19 protein-coding genes are annotated in these 22486 nt (G+C 59.1%); 15 read left to right on the top strand and 4 right to left on the bottom strand.

Features of this window, described 5'->3' with window-relative positions:
* The first annotated feature begins 18 nt into the window (after positions 1–18).
* The 3 genes from rdgB to tcuC all read left to right on the top strand — a co-directional run bounded on the left by rdgB (position 19) and on the right by tcuC (position 3305).
* Positions 19–621 carry an RdgB/HAM1 family non-canonical purine NTP pyrophosphatase gene (gene rdgB / locus J2X19_RS09950; RefSeq protein WP_310372996.1) on the top strand — a complete coding sequence of 201 codons (603 nt, stop codon included), beginning with the start codon at positions 19–21 and terminating at the stop codon, positions 619–621.
* Positions 618–1874, top strand: a complete 1257-nt coding sequence (gene hemW / locus J2X19_RS09955; RefSeq protein WP_310372998.1) for a radical SAM family heme chaperone HemW — start codon at positions 618–620, stop codon at positions 1872–1874. Before rdgB ends, hemW begins: the two co-directional genes overlap by 4 nt.
* A gap of 144 nt (positions 1875–2018) precedes the next feature.
* A complete protein-coding gene (gene tcuC, locus J2X19_RS09960; protein WP_310373000.1) occupies positions 2019–3305 on the top strand; it encodes an MFS transporter in 1287 nt (428 codons plus the stop codon).
* A 36-nt stretch (positions 3306–3341) separates the two neighbouring features.
* On the opposite strand, the gene J2X19_RS09965 is transcribed toward tcuC, so the two are convergent.
* Together J2X19_RS09965 and murJ are read right to left on the bottom strand one after the other, a co-directional pair.
* Positions 3342–4193 carry a SirB1 family protein gene (locus J2X19_RS09965; protein ID WP_116603982.1) on the bottom strand — a complete coding sequence of 284 codons (852 nt, stop codon included), beginning with the start codon at positions 4191–4193 and terminating at the stop codon, positions 3342–3344.
* 31 nt (positions 4194–4224) lie between these two features.
* Positions 4225–5805, bottom strand: a complete 1581-nt coding sequence (gene murJ / locus J2X19_RS09970) for a murein biosynthesis integral membrane protein MurJ (protein WP_310373004.1) — start codon at positions 5803–5805, stop codon at positions 4225–4227.
* Positions 5806–5900: 95 nt separating this feature from the next.
* On the opposite strand from murJ, the gene rpsT reads away from it, so the two are divergent.
* Positions 5901–6206, top strand: coding sequence for a 30S ribosomal protein S20 (gene rpsT / locus J2X19_RS09975; RefSeq protein ID WP_176954981.1), 306 nt, complete (start codon positions 5901–5903; stop codon positions 6204–6206).
* 170 nt (positions 6207–6376) lie between these two features.
* On the opposite strand, the gene J2X19_RS09980 is transcribed toward rpsT, so the two are convergent.
* A complete protein-coding gene (locus J2X19_RS09980) occupies positions 6377–6682 on the bottom strand; it encodes a DUF3579 domain-containing protein (protein WP_310373006.1) in 306 nt (101 codons plus the stop codon).
* A 303-nt stretch (positions 6683–6985) separates the two neighbouring features.
* On the opposite strand from J2X19_RS09980, the gene J2X19_RS09985 reads away from it, so the two are divergent.
* From J2X19_RS09985 to kynA, 6 genes are all read left to right on the top strand, one after another.
* The gene (locus tag J2X19_RS09985) at positions 6986–8188 is read left to right on the top strand and encodes an aspartate aminotransferase family protein (protein ID WP_310373008.1); all 1203 of its coding nucleotides are present in this window, start codon (positions 6986–6988) and stop codon (positions 8186–8188) included.
* Positions 8185–9096, top strand: coding sequence for an ornithine carbamoyltransferase (gene argF, locus J2X19_RS09990; RefSeq protein ID WP_116603978.1), 912 nt, complete (start codon positions 8185–8187; stop codon positions 9094–9096). The genes J2X19_RS09985 and argF overlap by 4 nt, the downstream gene beginning before the upstream one ends.
* 56 nt (positions 9097–9152) lie before the next feature.
* Positions 9153–9461 (top strand): YkgJ family cysteine cluster protein, encoded by a 309-nt coding sequence (locus J2X19_RS09995; RefSeq protein WP_310373010.1) that lies wholly within the window; start codon positions 9153–9155, stop codon positions 9459–9461.
* Positions 9462–9525: 64 nt separating this feature from the next.
* Positions 9526–10164 carry an arylformamidase gene (gene kynB / locus J2X19_RS10000; RefSeq protein ID WP_310373011.1) on the top strand — a complete coding sequence of 213 codons (639 nt, stop codon included), beginning with the start codon at positions 9526–9528 and terminating at the stop codon, positions 10162–10164.
* Positions 10165–10182: 18 nt separating this feature from the next.
* A complete protein-coding gene (gene kynU, locus J2X19_RS10005; RefSeq protein ID WP_310373013.1) occupies positions 10183–11469 on the top strand; it encodes a kynureninase in 1287 nt (428 codons plus the stop codon).
* Between the two features lie 13 nt (positions 11470–11482).
* A complete protein-coding gene (gene kynA / locus J2X19_RS10010) occupies positions 11483–12322 on the top strand; it encodes a tryptophan 2,3-dioxygenase (RefSeq protein WP_310373014.1) in 840 nt (279 codons plus the stop codon).
* Positions 12323–12367: 45 nt separating this feature from the next.
* Here the strand turns inward: kynA and J2X19_RS10015 are convergent, their stop codons facing one another.
* Complete coding sequence (locus J2X19_RS10015; RefSeq protein ID WP_310373016.1) at positions 12368–13573, bottom strand: FAD-dependent monooxygenase; 1206 nt, start codon at positions 13571–13573, stop codon at positions 12368–12370.
* Between the two features lie 354 nt (positions 13574–13927).
* Here J2X19_RS10015 and J2X19_RS10020 point away from each other — a divergent pair, with 354 nt between their 5' ends.
* The 5 genes from J2X19_RS10020 to J2X19_RS10040 are packed head-to-tail and all read left to right on the top strand — an operon-like array spanning position 13928 to position 22485.
* Entirely contained in the window at positions 13928–15304 is a 1377-nt protein-coding gene (locus tag J2X19_RS10020; RefSeq protein WP_310373017.1) for a TIGR03013 family XrtA/PEP-CTERM system glycosyltransferase, read from the top strand.
* Between the two features lie 53 nt (positions 15305–15357).
* On the top strand, positions 15358–17469 hold the full coding sequence (prsK, locus tag J2X19_RS10025) for an XrtA/PEP-CTERM system histidine kinase PrsK (protein WP_310373020.1): 2112 nt from the start codon (positions 15358–15360) through the stop codon (positions 17467–17469).
* Entirely contained in the window at positions 17466–18827 is a 1362-nt protein-coding gene (prsR, locus tag J2X19_RS10030) for a PEP-CTERM-box response regulator transcription factor (protein ID WP_116603970.1), read from the top strand. Before prsK ends, prsR begins: the two co-directional genes overlap by 4 nt.
* Before the next feature lie 33 nt (positions 18828–18860).
* Positions 18861–21638 (top strand): XrtA/PEP-CTERM system TPR-repeat protein PrsT, encoded by a 2778-nt coding sequence (gene prsT, locus J2X19_RS10035; protein ID WP_310373023.1) that lies wholly within the window; start codon positions 18861–18863, stop codon positions 21636–21638.
* 37 nt (positions 21639–21675) lie between these two features.
* Complete coding sequence (locus J2X19_RS10040) at positions 21676–22485, top strand: S1C family serine protease (protein ID WP_310373025.1); 810 nt, start codon at positions 21676–21678, stop codon at positions 22483–22485.
* Position 22486: the final 1 nt, after the last annotated feature.

A 22486-nucleotide genomic window follows, 5' to 3' on the forward strand; every position in this document is an offset into this window, starting at 1 on the left:
GCTAGAGACCTATTTTTTATGAAAATCGTATTGGCATCGAACAACGCCGGCAAGCTGTTTGAACTGCAAGCCCTGTTCGCCCCGCTGGGCCTGGAGCTGGTGGCGCAAGGCGCCTTGGGCATCCCCGAGGCCGCCGAGCCCTTCCATACCTTTGTAGAAAACGCCTTGGCCAAGGCCCGGCATGCGGCTGAGCACAGCGGCCTGCCGGCGGTGGCCGACGATGCGGGCCTGTGCGTTGACGCCTTCGGCGGCCTGCCCGGCGTGCAGACGGCCTACTACGCCACCCAGTTCGGCTACCCCAAGGGCGACGACAACAATGTGCGCGCGCTGCTGGAGCAGATGCAGGGCATAGACAACCGCCGTGCAGCGCTGGTCAGCACCCTGGTGGCGGTGCGCAGCCCGCAAGACCCGGAGCCGCTGATCGCTGTCGGCCGTGCCGTGGGCGAAATCACCCGTGCGCCCCAGGGCGAGAACGGCTTTGGCTTCGACCCGGTGATGTTTCTGCCGCAGTTCGGCAAGACCTTTGCCGAGCTCAGCCCCGAGGTGAAGAACGCCAACAGCCACCGCGGCCAGTCGTCGCGCGCCATGCTGGCCCTGATGCGCGAGCGCTGGTTGCCATGAAAGATCTGCAGCACTACATGCGCCCCGGCTTGCTGCAGCTGGCCGCGCTGCCGCCGCTGTCGCTGTATGTGCACCTGCCCTGGTGTTTGAAGAAATGCCCGTACTGCGACTTCAACTCGCATGAGCTGCGGGCCGATGGCGCGCAGACCCTGCACCCAGCTGCCAGCCTGGCCGAGCCAGTGCCCACGGCTGAAGTGCCCGAGCAGCGCTACATCGACGCGCTGATGGCCGATCTGGAGGCCGCATTGCCCTTGATCTGGGGCCGTACTGTGCACAGCATCTTTATCGGCGGCGGCACGCCCAGCCTGTTTTCGCCGCAGGCCATCGACCGGCTGATCGGCGACATCCGCGCCCGGCTGAAGCTGGAGCCGGACTGCGAAATCACCATGGAGGCGAACCCTGGCACCTTCGAGAAAGACCGCTTCCGCGCCTACCGTAGCGCCGGCGTGACGCGCTTGTCGGTGGGCGTACAGAGCTTCAACGACGCGCATCTGAAAGCCCTGGGCCGTGTCCACGACAGCGCCCAGGCGCTGGCAGCGGTGCAGGAGGCGGCGCAGTCGTTTGACACCTTCAACCTCGACATCATGTACGCGCTGCCTGGCCAGACGCTACAGGATTTAGAGCGGGATATGCAGACAGCGCTTGCGCTGGGGCCCAAACACATCAGTATTTACCAGCTGACCATCGAGCCCAACACCTATTTCGCCAAGTTCCCGCCGCAGGTACCCGAGGACGACCTGGGTTACGACATGCTGGACAAAATCACCGAGATGACCACGGCCGCCGGCATGCAGCGCTACGAGATCTCGGCCTACGCGCTGCCCGGCCACGCCTGCGTGCACAACCAGAACTACTGGCAGTTTGGCGACTACCTGGGGATTGGCGCGGGCGCGCACAGCAAGCTCAGCTTTGCCCACCGCATCGTGCGCCAGGTGCGCTTTCGCGAACCCAAGCTGTACATGGACAACGCGCTGGCCGGCAAGGCTGTGGCGCAGGACGACGATGTGCCGCGCGCCAATCTGCCGTTTGAATACATGCTGAACGCGCTGCGCCTGCGCGACGGCTTTGAGCTGCCCAAGTTCACCGAGCGCACCGGCCTGCCGCTGACCAGCATCCAGAAGGGCCTGGCCGAGGGCGAGCGCAAAGGCCTGCTGGAGCGCGACGGCGTGCGGGTGCGGCCGACCGAGCGCGGCTTTGACTTTTTGAACGACTTGCAGGCGCTGTTTCTGGCCGACAAACCGGCTACCCGTTGAGGCGGGCGCCCGGTGTGTAAAGCTGGGCGGTAAACAGGTAAAGAGTGGAACCTAGACCGGTTGGCGCCGGTCTTTACTGCGCCCGGGGCTATCTCCCGGTCTAAGCAGGCTATGCCGTTCCCCACTGTTTACAACGTACAAAAAATGACAGCTTCCACTGCACCGGCTCCCTCGAAGTTTGGCACGGTACTCCGTGTCACCAGCGGTAACTTCATGGAGATGTTCGACTTCTTTCTGTTCGGGTTCTACGCCACCTATATCGCCAAGACCTTCTTTCCGGCGGGGGACGAGTTTGCATCGCTGATGCTGACCTTCATGACCTTTGGTGCGGGCTTTTTGATGCGCCCGCTGGGGGCGATCGTTCTGGGGGCGTATGTGGACCGGGTGGGGCGCCGCCAGGGCCTGATCGTGACCCTGGCGCTGATGGCGCTGGGCACGGTGTTGATCGCCTGCGTTCCCGGTTTTGCCTCGATTGGCTATCTGGCACCGGCGCTGGTGCTGACGGGCCGCTTGCTGCAGGGCTTCTCGGCAGGCGTCGAGCTGGGCGGGGTGTCGGTATATCTGGCCGAGATGGCCACCCCCGGCCGCAAAGGTTTTTATGTGAGCTGGCAGTCGGCCAGCCAGCAGGTGGCCATCATCGTGGCGGCTGCTTTGGGCTATGCACTGAATGTGTGGCTCACGCCGCTGGAGATTGGCGCCTGGGGTTGGCGCATTCCGTTCCTGATTGGCTGCCTGATCGTGCCGGTGCTGTTTGTGCTGCGCAGGTCTTTGCAGGAGACCGAAGAGTTCAAACAGCGTAAACACCGCCCGGATACACGGGCGATCTTCCGCTCCATGCTGGACAACTGGGGCCTGGTGGTCTCCGGCATGATGCTGGTGGCGATGACGACCGTGTCGTTCTACCTGATCACGGTGTACACGCCCACGTTCGGCAAGAGCGTGCTGCATTTGAGCACCACCGACGCCTTGGTCGTGACCTTGTGCGTGGGGATCTCCAATTTCATCTGGCTGCCGGTGATGGGCAGCTTGTCGGACCGCATCGGACGTCGCCCGATCCTGCTGTTCTTCACGGTGCTGACCATTCTGACGGCGTACCCCGCCATGGCCTGGCTGACCGAGAACGCCAGCTTCTACAAGATGCTGTCGGTGGAGCTGTGGCTGTCCTTTCTGTATGCCAGCTACAACGGCGCCATGGTGGTGGCGCTGACCGAGGTGATGCCGGTGGAGGTGCGCACCGTGGGCTTCTCGCTGGCGTACAGCCTGGCCACCGCGATTTTCGGCGGCTTCACGCCGGCGATTGCCACGGCCTTGATTGAATCCACCGGGAACAAAGCTGCGCCTGCGCTGTGGATGTCATTCGCCGCAGCCTGCGGCTTGATTGCAACCCTGGTGTTGTACCGCAAGCGCGCCGCGCAATTGGCAACGGTGTAAACAAATTCTCCGCCGCGAAGTTAGTAGGATTGCGGCTCAGTTTTTGGCCCGGCGCAGCAGGCTCAGGCGCTCGGAGATCGCGTCCAGGTCCAGCGCGTCTTGCGAGCAGATCAGGTACTTTTCCAGATCGGTTACCGCCAATGCGCTGTGGCCCAGCGCGGCGTGGGCCAGGCCGCGGTCGCGGTATTCGCTCCAGGCCTCGGGCAGCAACACGATCAGGCGGTTCAGCACCGAGACCAGGCGCGGCCAGTCGCTTTGCGCGGTATGGATGTCTTTCAGGTTGCGCAGCATGCGGGCCACGATGTCGCGCGGCGGCGAAGATTGCAGGTACAGGCCCAGGGGTACTTCAAAATCATCCACCAGGGCGCTGCGCCGGGTGTAGGGCTCCAGGCGCTCGCTCAGCTCTTCGCGGCTCAGCGACTGGCCGGTGAACGGGTCCATCACCACCTGGCCCTTGGGCAGGTTGACCTTGACCATGAAGTGGCCCGGAAAACCCACGCCACGCACCACCAGGCCTATGCCCTGGGCCAGCTCCATCCACAGTACTGCCAGCGAGATCGGGATGCCGCGGCGGGTGCGCAGCACGGCGTTCAGGTAGCTGTTGTCGGGGTCGTAGTAGTCGTTGACGTTGCCGCCAAAGTTCAGGTCGCGGTAGAAGAACTGGTTGAGGGCGCGCAGGCGCTGCAGCGGCGCGGCATCGCTGGGCAGGCGGCGCTTCATGCGGGCCTGCAGCTGGTCTACGTCGCCCAGCACCTGCTGCATGTCGAGTTCGGGGTATTCGTCTTGCGCCAGGCTGGCGACCGCTTCCAGCAGGGGAAACTGCTCGTCGCTCTGCACCAGGGTAGAGAAATACTCGAGAGCGGTGGGGGCTTCAAAGCGGATCTGCATAACGTGTTTGTAGTGGAGCGCTGGGGCAGCGTCAAGCTAGATTGCCGTCTGGACGGAGCAATTTACGTAACTTCAGGCCGGCTGCCCAGAGTGCTACGAAATAAATAGCTGCTGACGCAAGCAGTACCAGCGCTAGAAGCCCAATTCTTTCTAATTTTGCGTCGGGAAAGCGGGTCCATGGCACCGCGCCAGCGGCCCAGATCAAAAACACCGCCAGCAAAGCGCTGGCCGCCACCACTTGCAGGCTGAATTTCCACCAGCCGGGGCGCGGCTGGTAGCTGCCGCGCTGGCGCAGTCCAATCAGCAGCCACAAGGCGTTGATCAGTGCGCCCAGGCCGACCGACAGCGTCAGCGCCGCATGCTGGAGCAGGGGCACCAGCGCCAGGTTGATCAGTTGGGTGATGACCAACACCACGATGGCGATGCGCGCCGGCGTCTTCATGTTGTGGCTGGCGTAGAAGCCGGGTGCCAGTACCTTGATGGCGACCACGCCGAGCAAGCCCACGCCCCAGCCCATCAGCGCCAGCGCGGTTTGGCCGACATCGCGTTCGGTGAAGGCGCCGTAGTGGAAGATCACCGCCACCAGCGGCGTGGCAAAGGTCAGCAGGGCCACCGAGCAGGGCACGGCCAGCAGTACGACCAGGCGCAGACCCCAGTCCAGCATGGCCGAGTATTTCTCCGGCGCATTGGCGGCCTTGGCGCCGGCCAGTTGCGGCATCAGTACCGCGCCCAGGGCCACGCCCAGCATGGCGGTGGGGAATTCCATCAGCCGGTCGGCGCCGCTGAGCCAGCTGACGCTACCCGGCGCCAGGCGCGAGGCGATCTGGGTGTTGATGAACAGCGAGATCTGCGCTACGCCCACGCCCAGGAGTGCCGGTACCATCAGTTTTGCTACATTTTTGGTAGCTTCATCCGCCCACGCAGCGCGCACTACCGACCAGCTAGCCCCAATTTTTGGGAACAACCCCAGGCGCTTCAGCGCCGGGATTTGCACACCCAGCTGCAGCACGCCGCCCAGCATTACGCCCACGGTTTGTGCATAAATCGGCTCGATGCCGTGGTTGCGGAACCAGGGTGTGGCCCACACCGTAGCGCCTATCATGGCCACGTTCAGCAACACCGGTGTGGCGGCGGGCACGGCAAAGATGCGCCAGGTATTCAGGATGCCGGAGGCCATGGACACCAGCGAGATGAACAGGATGTAGGGGAACATCCAGCGCGTCATGGTGATGGCCGCACCGTAGGCCTGGGGTTCCTGCTGCAAACCGCCGGCCATGGCCCAGACCAGCAGCGGTGCGCCCAGTACACCCAGCACGCAGGTGAATACCAGTACCCAGGTCAGCAGGGTGGCGACGCTGTCGATCAGCAGCTTGGTGGCTTCCATCCCGTGTTTGGCTTTGCTGGCGGCGAGCACCGGCACAAAGGCCTGGCTGAACGCGCCCTCGCCGAACAGGCGGCGGAACAGGTTGGGGATGCGGAACGCCACGTAGAAGGCGTCGGTCATGGCATTTGCGCCAAAAGTGGCGGCAAACAACTGGTCGCGGACCAGGCCCGCCACGCGGGACGCCAGGGTCAACAGGGAGATGGTGGAAGCAGATTTGAAGAGACTCACCTGCCCAGTGTAGCCCGGCCGGGCAAGCTGCCAGCCTGGCTGCTATAATCGTGGGCTTTGCTGGCAACATCCTCTAACACCTAAGGAATACTATTATGGCAACCAAACCCAAGAAAAAGAACCCACGCCTTGCGTCGGGCCGCAAGCGCGTCCGCCAGGACATCAAGATCAACGCCGCGAACACCTCGCTGCGTTCCAAATACCGTACCGCGGTGAAGAACGTTGAAAAAGCCGTTCTCGCTGGCGACAAGACCAAAGCCACCGAGCTGTTTGCCAAGATGCAAGCCGTGGTGGACACGGTTGCCGACAAGGGCATCTTCCACAAGAACAAGGCTGCTCGCGATAAGAGCCGTCTGAGCACCAAGGTGAAGGCATTGGCTGCCGCACCTGTAGCCGCTTAAATCTTTTAAGCAAACCGCCCGGACTGTTTAACTTGAAACTTAGCCAGTCCGCCGTTTTGTAGGGTGCGCTGCCAGCAAAGTAAAAAAACCACCTTCGGGTGGTTTTTTTATGGGCGCTGGATATGGAAAGTGCGGGCCGCGGATACGCGCGCACGTTGGCGCGGTGAAGCTCAGTCGGGAATCAGGCAGGCTTCGACCACCTGCAAACCATTGTCCCGCGCGAAGTTCAGCGCAAAGTCCCAGGCCATCACATCGTAGTCGCGCAGGTCGCGGTGCAGGACCACGCATTTCACGCCGTTGATGGTGGTGGGGACGCACCAGGGGGAGTAGCTGAGATGGCTGCCAGGCTGTGCGCCACCGGGGCGAAACTGGCTCAACACGCCGGCGAGTCGCTCGGCCCAGTCACTCGGGCGAAAGGTTTTTCCGTCGCAGGTAACACCCTGGATAAATACTTCTTTGGCTGAGTTGGAAACCATCGGGTGGGGCTTTTCAGAGGTGGTTGGAGTGTCCCGGAGCAGTCCCATCATGGGGCCGTCCATGCCACAACCAATACGTTAATGATAGCGCCAATGGCACTGGTTGGGTGGGCTTGCTGCAGTGCACAATAATTGTATCTTATATAAGACTTGGCTCTTTTCGGACGGGCTGCCAGCCAGGTTCTGGCGGCATTGGCGCATCGCTGTAATGCGCAATTGTCAAAAAACCAAGCAATCTCTGCGCCTAAAATTGCGTTTCAGCGGTTCTGTTGACCCTGAATCCCGTTTATTTTGGAGAACTGCATGACCGCTTTCATTGAGGCTTCCTCACCCCACACCATGAACACCTATGGCCGACTGCCGATTGCGCTGTCGCATGGCCAAGGCGTGCGTGTGTGGGACGTGAATGGCAAGTCCTACCTGGACGGTCTGGGCGGCATCGCGGTCAACACCCTGGGCCACAACCACCCCAAGCTGGTGCCAGCCCTGCAGGACCAGATCGCCAAGATCATCCACAGCTGCAACTATTACCATATCCCCAACCAGGAAGCGCTGGCCGCCAAGCTGGTGGAGTTGTCGGGCCTGACCAATGTGTTTTTCTGCTGCACCGGCCTGGAAGCCAACGAAGCCGCCTTGAAGCTGGCGCGCAAGTTTGGCCATGACAAGGGTATCGAGCGCCCCGAGATCGTGGTCTATGAAAAAGCCTTCCACGGCCGCAGCATTGCCACGCTCAGCGCCACCGGCAACGAGAAGATCCAGAAGGGCTTTGGCCCCATGGTCGAAGGCTTCATCCGTGTGCCGCTGAACGATATCGAGGCCTTGAAGAAGGCCACCGAGGGCAACCCCAATGTGACGGCGGTGTTCTTCGAGACCATCCAGGGCGAGGGCGGCGTGAACCCCATGCGCATCGAATACCTGCAGCAGGTGCGCAAGCTCTGCGATGAGCGCGACTGGCTGCTGATGATCGACGAAGTGCAATGCGGCATGGGCCGTACCGGCAAATGGTTTGCCCACCAGTGGGCGGGTATCAAGCCCGATGTGATGCCGCTAGCCAAGGGCCTGGGCTCGGGCGTGCCGGTGGGCGCAGTGGTCGCTGGCCCCAAAGCCGCCCACATTTTCCAGCCCGGCAACCACGGCACCACCTTCGGCGGCAATCCGCTGGCCATGCGCGCCGGTGTGGAAACCATACGCATCATGGAAGAAGAGGGCCTGCTGGAGAACGCGGCCACGGTGGGGGCGCACCTGCAAGCCGCGCTGCGCCGTGAATTGGCAGGCGTGGAAGGCTTCGTGGAAGTGCGTGGCCAGGGCCTGATGATTGGCGTGCAACTGGCGCGCCCCTGCGGCGTGCTGGCCCAGCGTGCGGTGGATGCCGGCTTGCTGATTAGCGTGACCGCCGACAGCGTGATCCGCCTGGTGCCGCCGCTGATCATGACGGCCGCCGAGGCCGATGAACTGGTTGGCATTCTGTGCCCCTTGATCAAGCAATTTTTGGCAGAACCCGTATGAAGCACTACCTGCAATTCAGCGACTTCAGCGCCGAGGAATACGCGTATCTGTTTGAGCGTGCGGCGCTGATCAAGAAGAAGTTCAAGTCCTACGAAAAACACCATTCCCTGGTGGACCGTACGTTGGCCATGATCTTTGAAAAGGCCTCCACCCGTACCCGCGTGAGTTTCGAGGCCGGTATGTACCAGCTGGGCGGCAGCGTGGTGCACCTGACCACCGGCGACAGCCAGCTGGGCCGGGCCGAGCCCATCGAAGACAGCGCCAAGGTCATCAGCCGCATGGTCGACCTGGTGATGATCCGCACTTTTGAGCAGACCAAGATCGAGCGCTTTGCCGAGCATTCGCGCGTGCCGGTCATCAACGGGCTGACCAACGAGTTCCACCCCTGCCAGATACTGGCCGACATCTTCACCTACATCGAGCAGCGCGGCAGCATTGCCGGCAAGACGGTGGCCTGGGTGGGTGACGGCAATAACATGGCCAATACCTGGCTGCAGGCCAGCGAGATCCTGGGCTTTACCGTGCACGTCAGCACCCCTAGCGGCTACGAGGTCGACCAGTCCGTGGCCGGCCTGCGTTCCAGCGACAGCTACAAGGTCTTCAAAGACCCGATGCAGGCCTGTGCTGGCGCCGATCTGGTCACCACCGATGTGTGGACCAGCATGGGCTACGAGGCCGAGAACGAGGCACGCAGACTAGCTTTTGCCGACTGGTGCGTGGATACGGAAATGATGCGTACTGCCAAGCCGGACGCGCTGTTCATGCACTGCCTGCCCGCGCACCGCGGCGAAGAGGTCGAAGCCGATGTGATCGACGGCCCGCAGTCGGTGGTGTGGGACGAGGCCGAGAACCGCATGCATGTGCAAAAGGCGCTCATGGAATACCTGCTGCTCGGTCGCCAGGCGTGATGCTATTGTTTATATAGCTGCTTGCGCACGGTTTATCTGCGCTAGAGGCCTGTTTTATGCATGACAACCCCTGCCAAAGCTGTGGCGTGTGCTGCGCCAGCTTTCGCGTGGATTTCTCGGTGTACGAGAGCCAGAGCGAAGGTGGCTCGGTGCCCGAAGGCCTGTCGGTCGAGGTCACCGGCAGCACCTGCCGCATGCGCGGCACCGACCACAGCCCGCCGCGCTGCGCGGCCCTGATGGGCAAGCTGGGCGAGCAAGTCGCCTGCGGCATCTACGAGTGGCGCCCCTCGCCTTGCAGGGAATTCGAGGCCGGCAGCTCTGCCTGCCAACAGGCCCGCATGCGCCACGGACTGCCAGCCATCTGAATTTCCGGCCTGTTGGAAATAACCGACACCACGCGGTTTTTAGCGGTGATACCTTCGCCGCACTATGCAAAACCTCTGGGATATTTCACCCCCCGTCGCCCCTGGCAGCCCGGTGTTTCCGGGTGATACGCCGTACCAACAGCAGTGGACGGCAAGCATCTCGCCGGCCTGCCCGGTCAACGTCAGCGCGCTCACTCTTTCCCCTCACGTCGGCGCCCACGCCGATGCGCCGCTGCACTACGACCCGCAAGGCCAGGCGATCGGCGCGGTCGATCTCAGCCCGTATCTCGGCCCCTGCCGCGTCATCCACTGCATCGGCCGTGGCCCGCTGGTGCTGTGGGAGCATCTGGCCCATGCCGTGCAGGATCTGCCGCCGCACTTACCTCCCCGTGTACTGGTGCGCACCTACCAGCACATGCCGGTGGACCGCTGGGATGGCGACCTGGCCGCCTATGCCCCCGACACGGTAGAGCGCCTGGCTGCGCTGGGTGTGACGCTGATCGGCATCGACACCGCCAGCATCGACCCGGCTGACAGCAAGACCCTGGACAGCCACCAGACCATCCGCCGCCTGAACCTGCGGGTGCTGGAAAACCTGGTGCTCGATGACGTGCCCGAGGGCGACTACGAACTCATCGCCTTGCCGCTGAAGCTGATGACCGCCGACGCATCCCCCGTGCGCGCTGTTTTGCGCTCACTTTGAATCTGAGAAGGAAGAACCGTGACGACTTTGCATGACTGCCTGCGCCTGGACGCGCTGGACCCTCTGGCGCCGCTGCGCGCCCATTTCAGCCTGCCACCCGGCGTGATTTACCTGGACGGCAACTCGCTGGGCGTGCTGCCCGCGGCCACCGCCGCCCGCGTCGCCCAGGTGGTGACGCAGGAGTGGGGCACCGACCTGATCAAGTCCTGGAACAGTGCCGGCTGGTTCGACCTGCCGCAGCGCCTGGGCAACCAGATTGCACCGCTGATCGGTGCGGGCCAGGGCGAGGTGGTGGCCACCGACAGCACCTCGGTCAATTTGTTCAAGGTGCTGACCGCCGCGCTGAACATGGCGGCTGCCGATGCGCCGCAGCGCAAGCTGGTGGTCAGCGAGCGCAGCAACTTCCCTACCGATCTGTATATCGCCGAATCGCTGTGCCGCCAGCATGGATTCACGCTGCAACTGGTCGAGCCCGAAGAGATCGCTACCGCCTTGACATCGCAGGTGGCGGTGCTGATGCTGACCCACGTGAACTACCGCACCGGCGCCATGCACGACATGCCGGCCGTCACGCAAGCGGCGCACGAGGCCGGCGCGCTGATGCTATGGGACCTGGCGCATAGTGCTGGCGCCGTGCCGGTGGATTTGACGGCTGCCAAGGCTGATTTCGCGGTCGGCTGCGGCTACAAATACCTGAACGGAGGCCCCGGCGCGCCGGCCTTTGTGTGGGTGAACACTGCGCATGCCGAGCGCTTCTGGCAACCGCTGGCCGGCTGGTGGGGCCACGCCACGCCGTTCGAGTTCACCCCCGACTACCGGCCGGCCCCCGGCGTGACGCGCTATCTGTGCGGCACCCAGCCCATGATCAGCCTGGCGGCGCTGGAATGCGGGCTGGATGTGTTCGATGCGGCCGGCCGCATCGTGCCAAACCAGAGCGCCATGCAGACCTTGCGCCAGAAGTCGCTGGCCCTGACCGATTTGTTCATTGAACTGGTCGAGCAGCGCTGCGCCGGCCACGGGCTCGGCCTGGCAACCCCGCGCGAACACGCCCAACGCGGCTCGCAGGTCTGCCTGAGCAAGTCCGAAGGCGCCTATGCCATCGTCCAGGCGCTGATCGCCCGTGGCGTGATTGGCGACTACCGTGCGGGCAATGGCGCCCAGCACCCGGACATCCTGCGCTTTGGTTTTACGCCGCTGTACCTGGGCTATGAAGACGTGTGGAATGCGGTAGACCAGCTGCAGCAGGTGCTGGAAAGCGAAGAATGGCGCCGGCCCGAGTTCAACCAGAAGCACGCGGTGACCTGAGATGAGCTGCCCTATGAACTCCGGCGAGAAAATCGTACAGGAAGAAAAAGCCGAACTGGACTTCAGCCAGTCCATGAGCTACGGCGACTACCTGCAGCTGGACGCCTTGCTGGGTGCGCAAAAGCCTTTGTCGCCGGCACACGACGAGCTGCTGTTCATCGTCCAGCACCAGACCAGCGAACTGTGGATGAAACTGATGCTGCACGAGTTGCACGCGGCCATGCGCTGTGTGGCGGCGGACGATCTGCACAGCGCCTTCAAGATGCTGGCCCGTGTGTCCAAGATCATGGCCCAGCTGGTCCATGCCTGGGACGTGCTGGCCACCATGACGCCGCCCGAGTACAGCGCCATGCGGCCCTACCTGGCCAGTTCCAGCGGCTTCCAGAGTGCGCAGTACCGCTGCATCGAATTTGCGCTGGGCAACAAGAACGCGGCCATGCTCAAGCCGCATGCGCACCGGCCGGATTTGCTGGCGCTGGTGCAGGCGGCGTACGAGGCACCTTCGCTGTACGACGAGTCGCTGCGCCTGATGGCGCGGCGTGGACTGGCCATTCCGGCCGGCCACTTGCAGCGCGACTGGACCCAACCCTATGTGGCCGACGCCGCCGTGGAGCAGGCCTGGCTGGTGGCCTACCGTGATCCGCGCGAGCACTGGGACATTTACCAACTGGGTGAGAAGCTGACCGATATGGAAGACGCGTTCCGCCTCTGGCGCTTCCGCCACGTCACCACGGTGGAGCGGGTGATTGGCTTCAAGCGCGGCACGGGTGGCACGGGCGGTGTGAGCTATCTGCGCAAGATGCTGGACGTGGTGCTGTTCCCCGAGATATGGACCCTTCGTACAAATCTTTAAGCCTTTTAGGGCTTTAGCGCTTATTCAATAAGCGCAAGCAGCTACTTATTTTGTAGCAATCTGCGGTGTCAGTCCCCCGCCGTACAGCCAGGGCAAATCCATCAGGCGCTCGCCGCCGAGCTGCATCGCACGGTTCCGGCCCCAGCGCAGCAGGCCTTGGGCGTGGAAGATTTTGCCGTTGCGCAGCGACCGGGCCTGGACCCGGGCATTGCGCTGCCAGCGCTGCTGGGCATATTGGGCCAGCGCTGCGGGAATGTCTGCGCTGTGCTCCAGCACCTGGCCGAGGGTGGCTGCGTCTTCTATGGCCATGCCCGCACCCTGTGCCAGATAGGGGCGCATCGGGTGGGCCGCATCGCCGAGCAGCGCGACCCGGCCCTGGGCATGCTGGTGCGGCCCCTGCATGGGCGGTCGGTCGTACAGCACCCAGAGGCGCCATGCGGTGATGGCGTGCAGTATGTCCTGCAGGGGCGTGCATACCTGGGCCAGGTGGGTGCGCAGGTCGGCGGCGTTGGCGCTGTGGTCCCAATGGTCCAGATGGGTGGGCTGGCCGGGCAACTGGCCCTGCACAAAGGCGACCAGATTCAGCCAGTCACCGCCGCGCACTGGGTACTGTATGGCGTGCAGCCGGGGGCCGAGCCAGGCGGTGACCTGCTGTGAGCGCAGGGCGGCTGGCAGATCGGACTGGCGCACCAGGGCCCGGTAGGCCAGGTGGCCGGTGGCACGGGGTGGGCTATCGCCGAGCAGCCATTGGCGCACGGGGCTCCACAGGCCATCGGCGCCGACCAGGGCGTCGCCTTCGTACTGCTCCATGCTGGCGCTGCGCACGGTGACGGTATTGCGGGTCTGGCCGAACTGCTGCAAGTCCTGGTTCAATAGCAGCGTGGTGCCGCTGTGCCGCGCTACCGCGCTGTGCAGCAGGGCATGCAGATCGGCGCGGTGGATGGCGGCGTAGGGCGCTCCATAGCGTTGCTGGATAGTCGCACCCAGGGTGAGTACTCCCAGTTCGCGTGCCGATAGTGCATCGCGTACCTGCAGGCGTTGCGGGAAGGCGGCGACCGCATCCACGGCGTGCTGCAATCCCCAGCGGTACAGCAGCCGGGTGACATTGGGGCCGATCTGGATACCCGCGCCAATCTCGCTGAAAGTGGACGCCCGCTCCATCAGCTGGACCTCCCAGCCGGCCTTGGCGCCTGCCAGTGCCGCCGCCATTCCGCCGATTCCAGCGCCTGCTATGAGTAGTCTTTTTCCCATGCCGTGGATTGTGCCGCGCCGCCGCGCCGGATAAAGCGGGGATGCTAGCGTGAAGTTTGCCAAGAACCAGGGGAAATGCCGGTCTTTCGCTGGTTAATCTGTACCAAAAAAAGCCCATAATGCGGTGGCAAAAGCTATGCGGGAGGGGCGGTGCATGTCGCTTTGGGGCGCGCGCAAGCAAGCCGTATAGTTCTTAGATATACCAAGACGCATTTAAAGATAATCGATGCCTTTTTTTAAAAAGTCTGCACGCCAAACACAGTTTGTAGCGGCCCATGGGGGTGATTTACGCCATAGGTCTGCGGCATGGGGGCTGTTCCAGGACGCCCATGGCCCTGTAGAGGGAGGCCGGGCGTGATCAAGATATTCAACCATTACCTGCACCGGCGGACGCTGCAGCAGATCTTTTTTGATCTCGGGCTGGTCATCATTGCCGTGATGGCAGTGGTCATCTGGAAGGGTGAAGACCTGACTGCCGTGGTGTCTTTACTGGGGCATGCGAGTCTGCTGTCGCTGGGGATGCTGGTGATCAACTCTACGTTGGGCTTTTACCAGCGTATCCATAACCGTTCATTGAACCAATCGCGTGCGCGTGCGGCCTTGTCGCTGCTGCTGGCTGTGCCATTGACTTACACGATGTTCTCGCTGTTCCCCCAGTCGACCAACCGGGAAACCCTGGCCATGGCGGCCATGGTGGGTTTCGCGATCGTGTTGCTGCACCGGGTGTACGTGGTGCATTCCATGCCGCAGTCCATGATGCGCCACCGGGTATTGGTTTTTGGTACTGGACCGCGCGCCGCTCTGGTGGGCAAGACCTTGAAGAACGAAGACCCCCACGTGGACGTGGTAGGTTATTACGCCAGCCCCAATGAAGCCGAGTCCGAAGTCTCGGCCTGGGGGATTCTGTCCAAGCACAAGTCCTTGACCGATACCGCGCTGGAGCTGGAAGTCGATGAGATCGTGGTGGCCTTGGTGGAGCGCCGGGGCGGCAGCATGCCTTTGCGCGAGTTGCTGGACTGCAAACTGCACGGTGTGCGGGTGGTGGATGTGGCGACCCATTTCGAGAAGACCAAAGGCCAGATCCGGCTGGATTCGGTGAATGCGGGATGGTTGATTTTTGGCGACGGCTTTAGCCAGGGCGGCTTGCGCACCGCAGTCAAACGCTTGTTCGATATTGCGAGTGCGCTGGTGTTGATTGTGCTGACCTTGCCCATCATGCTCGTGACCATGCTGCTGGTTGTGCTGGAGAGTCCGGGGCCGGTTTTTTACCGCCAGGAGCGCGTGGGTTTTAACGGCCGCTTGTTCAATGTCATCAAATTCCGCAGCATGCGCACCGATGCGGAGAAGGATGGAACCCCGCGCTGGGCCGCTGCCCAGGATGACCGTGTGACCAAGGTCGGCAAGTTCATCCGCAAAGTCCGTATCGACGAACTGCCCCAGCTGTTTTGCGTGTTGAACGGCGATATGAGCATGGTTGGGCCACGGCCAGAGCGTCCTTATTTCGTCGACCAGTTGACCCGCCAAATTCCTTATTACGCGGTCCGCCAAAGCGTCAAGCCAGGCGTGACCGGTTGGGCACAGGTACGCTACCACTATGGTTCTACGCTGGAGGACTCGGCTGAGAAGCTGCAGTACGACCTGTACTACGTCAAGAACCACTCGCTGTTCTTGGACATCGTCATCCTGTTTGAAACTGTGGGAGTGGTGCTGATGGCCAAGGGTTCGCGTTGATGCGTACTTAGTGGCAGTCGACCGCGCTTTCACGTTGCACCGCGTGCCCGCCCATGGATAGCCAAACCGTGACGTTGACTGCCCTGGGTTATGCCTTGGTGGGGATGGCGTACACCGCATTTGTGTTGCGTCTGTGGCTGACCGGCTATTTGCGGGCACCCCGCAATCCTTCCGCTGTCTATCTGTTCGGCGCTGTGGCGTCTACTGCGTTGTGGGGCTGGTTGGAGCTGGTGGTTCGGGACGGACGCCCCCTGTATTGGCTGTTGCTGGGTATCTTGGCCGACGTTTTGCGCTACGGATGCTGGTATGGTTTCATGCTGACGCTATGCCGCTCCAGCCGCAACGGGAAGTTGCCTCAGGGCATGGCGTGGTTACCTTGGCTGGCCGTGTGCATCATCGCTTTTGGCGTATTGGCGCCCTTTATCGGGTTGCTCAACATCGTCGCTGCGGGTGATGCTGAGCGGTTGTTGCTGATCAGTGCCATGGCTCTTCCCGTCCTGGCCATGGTGTTGCTCGAGCAGATCTACCGAAACGTTACGGAAGACTCGCGTTGGAATGTCAAGCCTCTCAGTCTGGGCTTGGCGGGCACCTTCTTGTTTGATCTGTACCTGTATTCCCAAGCCGTTTTGTTCAAACGCCTGGATTCCGATGTACTCAGCATCCGCGGCGCTGTTCATGCCTTGATGGTGCTGCTGCTGCTGCTGTCGACCACGCGGCGCAACGATTGGATTGCCAGCATCCGGGTGTCGCAAAAGGCGGCATTCCACTCGGCGACATTGCTGGTGGCGGGGGCGTATCTGCTGTTTATTTCGGCGGTCGGCTATTACGTACGCTACTTCGGTGGAGAGTGGGGGCGTGCCCTGCAAGTGGGTGTCGTGTTTTCTGCCCTGATCGTATTGATGGTGCTGGCAGTGTCGGGGTCGTTTCGGGCCAAGTTGCGGGTCTTGGTGGGCAAGCACTTCTTTCGTTACCGCTACGACTACCGGGAAGAGTGGCTTAAATTCACACAGACCTTGTCCAGCAACCATTCGCCCCAGGACATGGGCCAGCAGGTGGTACGGGCGCTTGCCGATATGCTGGAAAGCCCAGGCGGAGGCTTGTGGATGAAGAGCACCGGGGAGCCGGTATTTCGCCAAACCGCCCATTGGAATCTGGTGACCACGCTGGACAAAGAGGATGCAGATTCCCCTCTGTGCCAGTTCTTGGCCGTTAGCGGTTGGGTTATCAATTTGGAGGAATTTCGCTCCTATTCCAAGCGTTATGGCGACCTGACTTTGCCCCTGTGGTTGCACAGTATTGCGCAGGCATGGCTGGTGGTGCCGTTGACATCAGGGGGGGAACTGATTGGTTTTGTGGTGCTGGCGCGGGCCCGCACCACGATAGATGTGAACTGGGAGGTCAACGATCTACTCAAAACAGCTGGCCGCCAAGCCGCCAGCTATTTGGCGCAGATGCGGGCCACAGAGGCATTGCTGGAGGTGCGCAAGTTTGATGCGTTCAACCGCATGTCGGCATTTGTGGTGCATGACCTTAAAAACATCGTGACCCAGCTGTCGTTGATGTTGAAGAACGCCAAGCGCTTGCATGCCAACCCCGAGTTCCAGCAAGACATGCTGATGACGGTGGAGAATTCATTAGACAGGATGCGCCAGCTAATGCTCCAATTGCGCGAGGGGGCTACACCGCCGGGTACGGCCGTAGGCGTGGATTTGGGGGCCATCATCCAGCGTATTTCGGCTGTAGCAGCCAAGCGAGGGCGCCAGCTGGAAGTAACCTTGGTCGACAAGGTGATTACGCGTGGACACGAGGAACGCCTGGAACGCATCATCGGGCATGTCGTGCAGAATGCTTTTGATGCCACAGATCCATCGGGGCGCGTATGGCTCACCCTGGACCGGGCTAGCGGACAAGCGCGTATCGAGATCGGCGACACCGGTCATGGGATGTCGGAAGAGTTCGTGCAAGAGCGGCTGTTCAAGCCGTTTCAGACGACCAAACAGGCCGGTATGGGTATCGGCGCCTATGAGAGTTTTCAGTACGTGCAGGAATTGGGGGGGAAGATTTTGGTAAAAAGTGCGCTCAACAAGGGAACTTTGGTCACATTGTTACTGCCTTTGTTTGAAGTCCAGCAAGAGTCGGATTTGAATGTATTGGGGGCTTCATGAGTTCTGATAGCGCACGTGCACTGCTGATCGTGGAAGACGATCTGGCCTTGCAGAAGCAGATTAAATGGTCGGTGGATAAGTTTGAGTCGGTGACTGCGAATGATCGCGACAGTGCCATGGTGCAATTGCGCAGGCACAGTCCTGCCGTCGTGACGATGGACCTGGGACTGCCTCCCGACCAGGACGGAGTGACCGAGGGCTTCAAGTTGCTGGAACAAATCCTGACGGTCGAGCCAGATACCAAAGTCATTGTTTTGACCGGTCAGAACGACCAGGCGAATGCTTTGCGTGCGGTAGCTTTGGGGGCCTATGACTTTTTTGCGAAACCGTTCGAGCCCGAATTGCTGAATCTGACCATAGAGCGCGCGTTCCGGATGTTCGAGTTGCAAAAGGAGAACCGGCGCCTGCAGTCCATGTACCAGCCGGATGCGCTGGCTGGCTTGGTCACCCGAGATCCAGAGATGCTGCGCGTCTGCCGCACCATTGAAAAAGTAGCCAACACCACGGCCACCGTGATGTTGCTGGGCGAGAGCGGTACTGGTAAAGAGGTCTTGGCGCGCGGTTTGCACCAGACCTCATCTCGTAAAAACGAGAAGTTCGTCGCCATCAACTGCGCGGCCATTCCCGAGAATCTGCTCGAAAGCGAGTTGTTTGGCTACGAAAAAGGCGCTTTTACAGGCGCAGCCAAAACTACCCTAGGGAAGATTGAACTCGCCAATGGCGGCACTTTGATGCTCGATGAAATCGGCGATCTGCCATTTTCACTGCAAGCCAAATTGCTGCGCTTCATCCAGGAAAGAACCATCGAGCGCGTGGGCGGGCGTCAAGAAATCCCAGTGGACGTTCGCATCGTGTGCGCCACCCACCAAGACTTGAAGGCCCTGAGCAAGGAAAGCCGGTTTCGGGAAGATCTTTACTATCGACTGGCAGAGATCGTTATCAATATCCCGCCGTTGCGCTCGCGCAAAGGAGACGCTGCACTTCTGGCTTATTCGTTTGTGCGGCGCTTTGCCCGCGAGCAAAACAGAGGCTCTTTGAACCTGAGTGAAGAAAGTGTTCGCGCTATTGAACGCCATCCTTGGCCAGGCAATATTCGTGAGCTGGAAAATTGCATTAAGCGAGCCGTGATTATGGCCGATAGCAATCAAATTCTTCCAGAAGACGTAGGTCTGGAGTCGCCTGATTTGGAAATTGGTGACAGCTCTCTTGATTTAAGGGCGGTTCGCGATAATGCGGAGAAAAATGCGATTATTTCAGCTCTTGGGCGGGTAAATGGGAATATTGTCAAGGCGGCAGAACTGCTTGGCGTTAGCCGTCCTACTTTGTATGATTTGATGTATCGCTTGGGTTTGAAGTAAATAATTTGCCAACTGGCTTGCATTGGGATAAAAATGATATCAAAAAATACTTATGCACGGGGTGCTATTTCTGTACTGGCTATGGCGCTATTGCTTGCCGCATGTGGTGAAGAGAAGCCGGAGGTACTTATTGCATCAGCGAAAGAGAGTTTGGCGAAAAATGATCAGAAAACAGCCATTATCCAGATAAAAAATGCATTGCAGGCTAATCCCAATATGGGGGAGGCAAGATTTTTATTAGGTCGAGCACTTTTTCATGAAGGAAACTTGGCTGGTGCAGAAATTGAATTTGATAAAGCGCGTAGCTTGAAGTATTCAGATGATTTGGTTGTTCCTGAGCTTGCTAAGGTCTTGTTGTTGCAAGGAAATTACAAGAAGGTTACGGATGAGTTGTCTGGAATCGAGTTGGGTTCAGCAAGTGCCAAGGCAAATTTAAATATTTCTTTGAGCAATGCTTACGCTGTTCAAGGTTTGGTAGATAAGTCGCAAAAATATTTAAATGCGGCCATTTCAGCAGAGCCTGAAAATATAGAAGCTCAAATTATTGTGGTTCGACGCTTGGCCGGCAAGGGTGAGTATGCAGCAGCTTTGACGGAAATTGATGCTCTGATCGCAAAATCCCCTAATAATCCAGATCTTTTTAAAACAAAGGGCGATATTATTCTTCGCTCAAAAAATGATTTGGATGGAGCAATTGGGTTATATAAAAAATCGATAGAAATAAAGCCGGATTATTTGTTGGGTCACATGGGTTTGATAACCTTGTTGCTGCAGCAAAATAAACTTGATGTTGGGGGGCAACAGCTTGATGTTCTAAAGAAGATTGCGCCAAATAACCCGCAGGTCAAATTTTTCGAAGTTCAGCTTGCATATCAAAAGAAAGATTTCAAATTAGCCAGGGAACTATCTCAACAACTTGTGAAGATTGCGCCAGATGCTCCCAAGGTTTTACAATTGGCGGGCGCGACGGAATTCCAGTTGAATTCATTTGTGCAAGCCGAAGTATATTTGAATAAAGCATTGGTTGCGGCTCCTGAATACTTGTTGGCGCGTCGGTTGCTGACGTTAACCTACTTGCGCACAGGTCAGCCTGCAAAAGCATTGGCGACATTAACCCCTGCGTTGACGTCAGAGCCGATTGATACAGCACTTTATTCAATTGCAGGCGAAGTCTATTTGCAGAATGGCGATTTTAAGAAAGCCAGTGATTTCTTTTCGAAAGCGGCGAAACTGGACCCGAAGGATGGGCGTAAACGGACATCGTTGGCATTGGCCCATATGATGGCAGGTGAGACGGAGATTGCATTCACTGAATTGCAAGATATTGCGGCATCGGACAGTGGAACTACCGCAGATCTGGCTTTGATCAGTGCGCATATACGCCGGCGTGAGTTCGATAAGGCCATGAAGGCCATCGATGTTATGGATAAAAAGAAGCCAAAAAATCCATTTATCGCCAATTTGCGTGGAAATATTCAGAATGCTCAAAAGGATGCGGTGGCGGCCAGAAAGAGCTTTGAATCTGCTTTGGTGATGAATCCGGATTACTTTCCTGCAATTGCGAGTCTTGCCGCATTGGATGTATCGGAAAAAAAACCAGATGAGGCTAGAAAGAGATTTGAAAGTGTTCTAGCTAAAGATCCAAAAAATAGCCAAGCATATATTGGTTTGGCTGGACTCAAGTCGATGGCCGGTGGCAGCAAAGAGGAGGTGGCAGAGTTGATCGGCAAAGCTGTGACAGCCAGCCCTGCAGAAGTAGGACCCCGTATTTTACTGATTGACTTGTTGTTAAGAAATAAAGAATACAAACAAGCATTTTCAACGGCTCAAAATGCAGTCACTGCAATGCCTGAGAGTCCTGAGCTGTTGGACGCGTTGGGAAGAACGCAGCAGGCAATGGGTGATACCAACCAGGCACTTTCTACCTACACCAAGCTTGCCAGTATTCAGCCTTCATCGCCGCAACCATTTTTGCGTATGGCTAATATTAACGTGGCTGCCAAAAATACAGATGCTGCAATACAGAATCTGACCAAGGCTTTAGAGTTGAAGCCTGACTTGCTGGAGGCTCAGCGCGGTTTAGTCGCACTAAATATTACTGCCGAACGCTACTCAAATGCTATCACTGTCGCTCGTGGAATACAAAAACAGCGCCCCAAGGATGCTATTGGTTACATATTGGAGGGTGAAGTAAATGTGGTTCAAAAGAAGTGGGATAACGCTTTAACTGCATTTAGACTGGCCTCGAAGCAAGGCACATCTTCAGAGCCTGCTATAAAGATCCACAATGTGTTTGTGGCATCTGGAAACAAGGTTGAAGCCGATAAATTTGCAGCGTCCTGGTTGAAGGATAATCCCAAAGATATCGACTTCATGATGTATATTGCAGATGCTGCGTTGCTGAAGAAAGATTATGCAGCGGCTGAAAAATTGTATGCATCCGTGGTTCAGTTGCAGCCAAGTAGTGCAGTCGCTTATAACAACTTGGCCTGGGTGCATGGTCAGTTGAAAAAGGATACTGCAATTTCCTATGCGGAAAAGGCCAATGCCTTGGCGCCTAACCAGGCCCCGTTTATGGATACTTTGGCCATGCTTCTGTCGGAAAAAGGGGATTATGCAAAGGCCCTGGAATGGCAAAACAAGGCGATTGCACTACAGCCGGCCAATCTTACATTTAAGTTGAATATTGCAAAAATATACTTAAAGTCAGGCGATAAAGCTAAGGCAAAACCATTGCTCGAAGATCTGGCCAAGCTTGGCGATAAATTCACCGAGCATGCCGAGGTGGACGCTGTTCTTAAGGGGATGTGATATTTGAAGGAGTTTATTCTCCAGAAAGGCGGTAAGGATGATATTGCCTAAGTTGAAAAATATTGCATGGAAGTTTTTCCTGCCGATCTTTGCCTTGCTCATTTACTCTCAAATGAATCCGGCAAAGGCTGATTTGTCGGATGCCATCACCAAAGTCAAGCCTGCTATTTCGGTGGTGGGCTATTACAAAAGTACAAACAGCCCGCGTTTTACGATGCGGGGGTCTGGGTTTGTGGTCGCTGACCAGAACGTGGGTGCTAATTTGGTGATCACCAATGCCCATGTCTTGTACAGCGGTGCGGAAGACAGTTCCGGCTCGGAGTTAGTGGTGCAGGTGCGCGATGCCAAGGGTGGCTGGCAGACGCGGCAAGCCCAGGTGCTGGAGGTGGATCGCTTGCACGACCTGGCCCTGCTGCGGTTTAGCGGCGAGCCTGTGGTCGGTCTCCGGCTGAAAGATTCGGAGACGGTGCGCGAAGGCCAGTCGCTGGCGTTGATGGGATTTCCGATTGGCGGCGCACTGGGGTTTTCTCCGGTAACGCACCGGGCCGTGGTGTCGTCCATCACCCCGATTGTGTTGCCGGCTCCTACGGGCCAGCAGCTCACGGAAAAGTCCATTCGCAGCCTCCGAGACGGCAGCTTCGATATCTTCCAGCTGGACGGAACCGCCTATCCCGGCAATAGCGGTGGCCCCTTGTTTGATGTGGATACTGGTGAGGTGGTGGGCATCATCAACATGGTGTTTATCAAAGGCACCAAGGAGTCGGCCATGAGCCAGCCTTCCGGCATTACCTATGCCATCCCAGCCAACTTTGTGAAGCAGCTTTTGCAGCGACACAAAGCCAACTGAG

Origin of the sequence: Rhodoferax ferrireducens (assembly GCF_031458075.1) — a bacterium.
Taxonomy (GTDB): Bacteria; Pseudomonadota; Gammaproteobacteria; order Burkholderiales; family Burkholderiaceae_C; genus Rhodoferax_B; species Rhodoferax_B ferrireducens_A.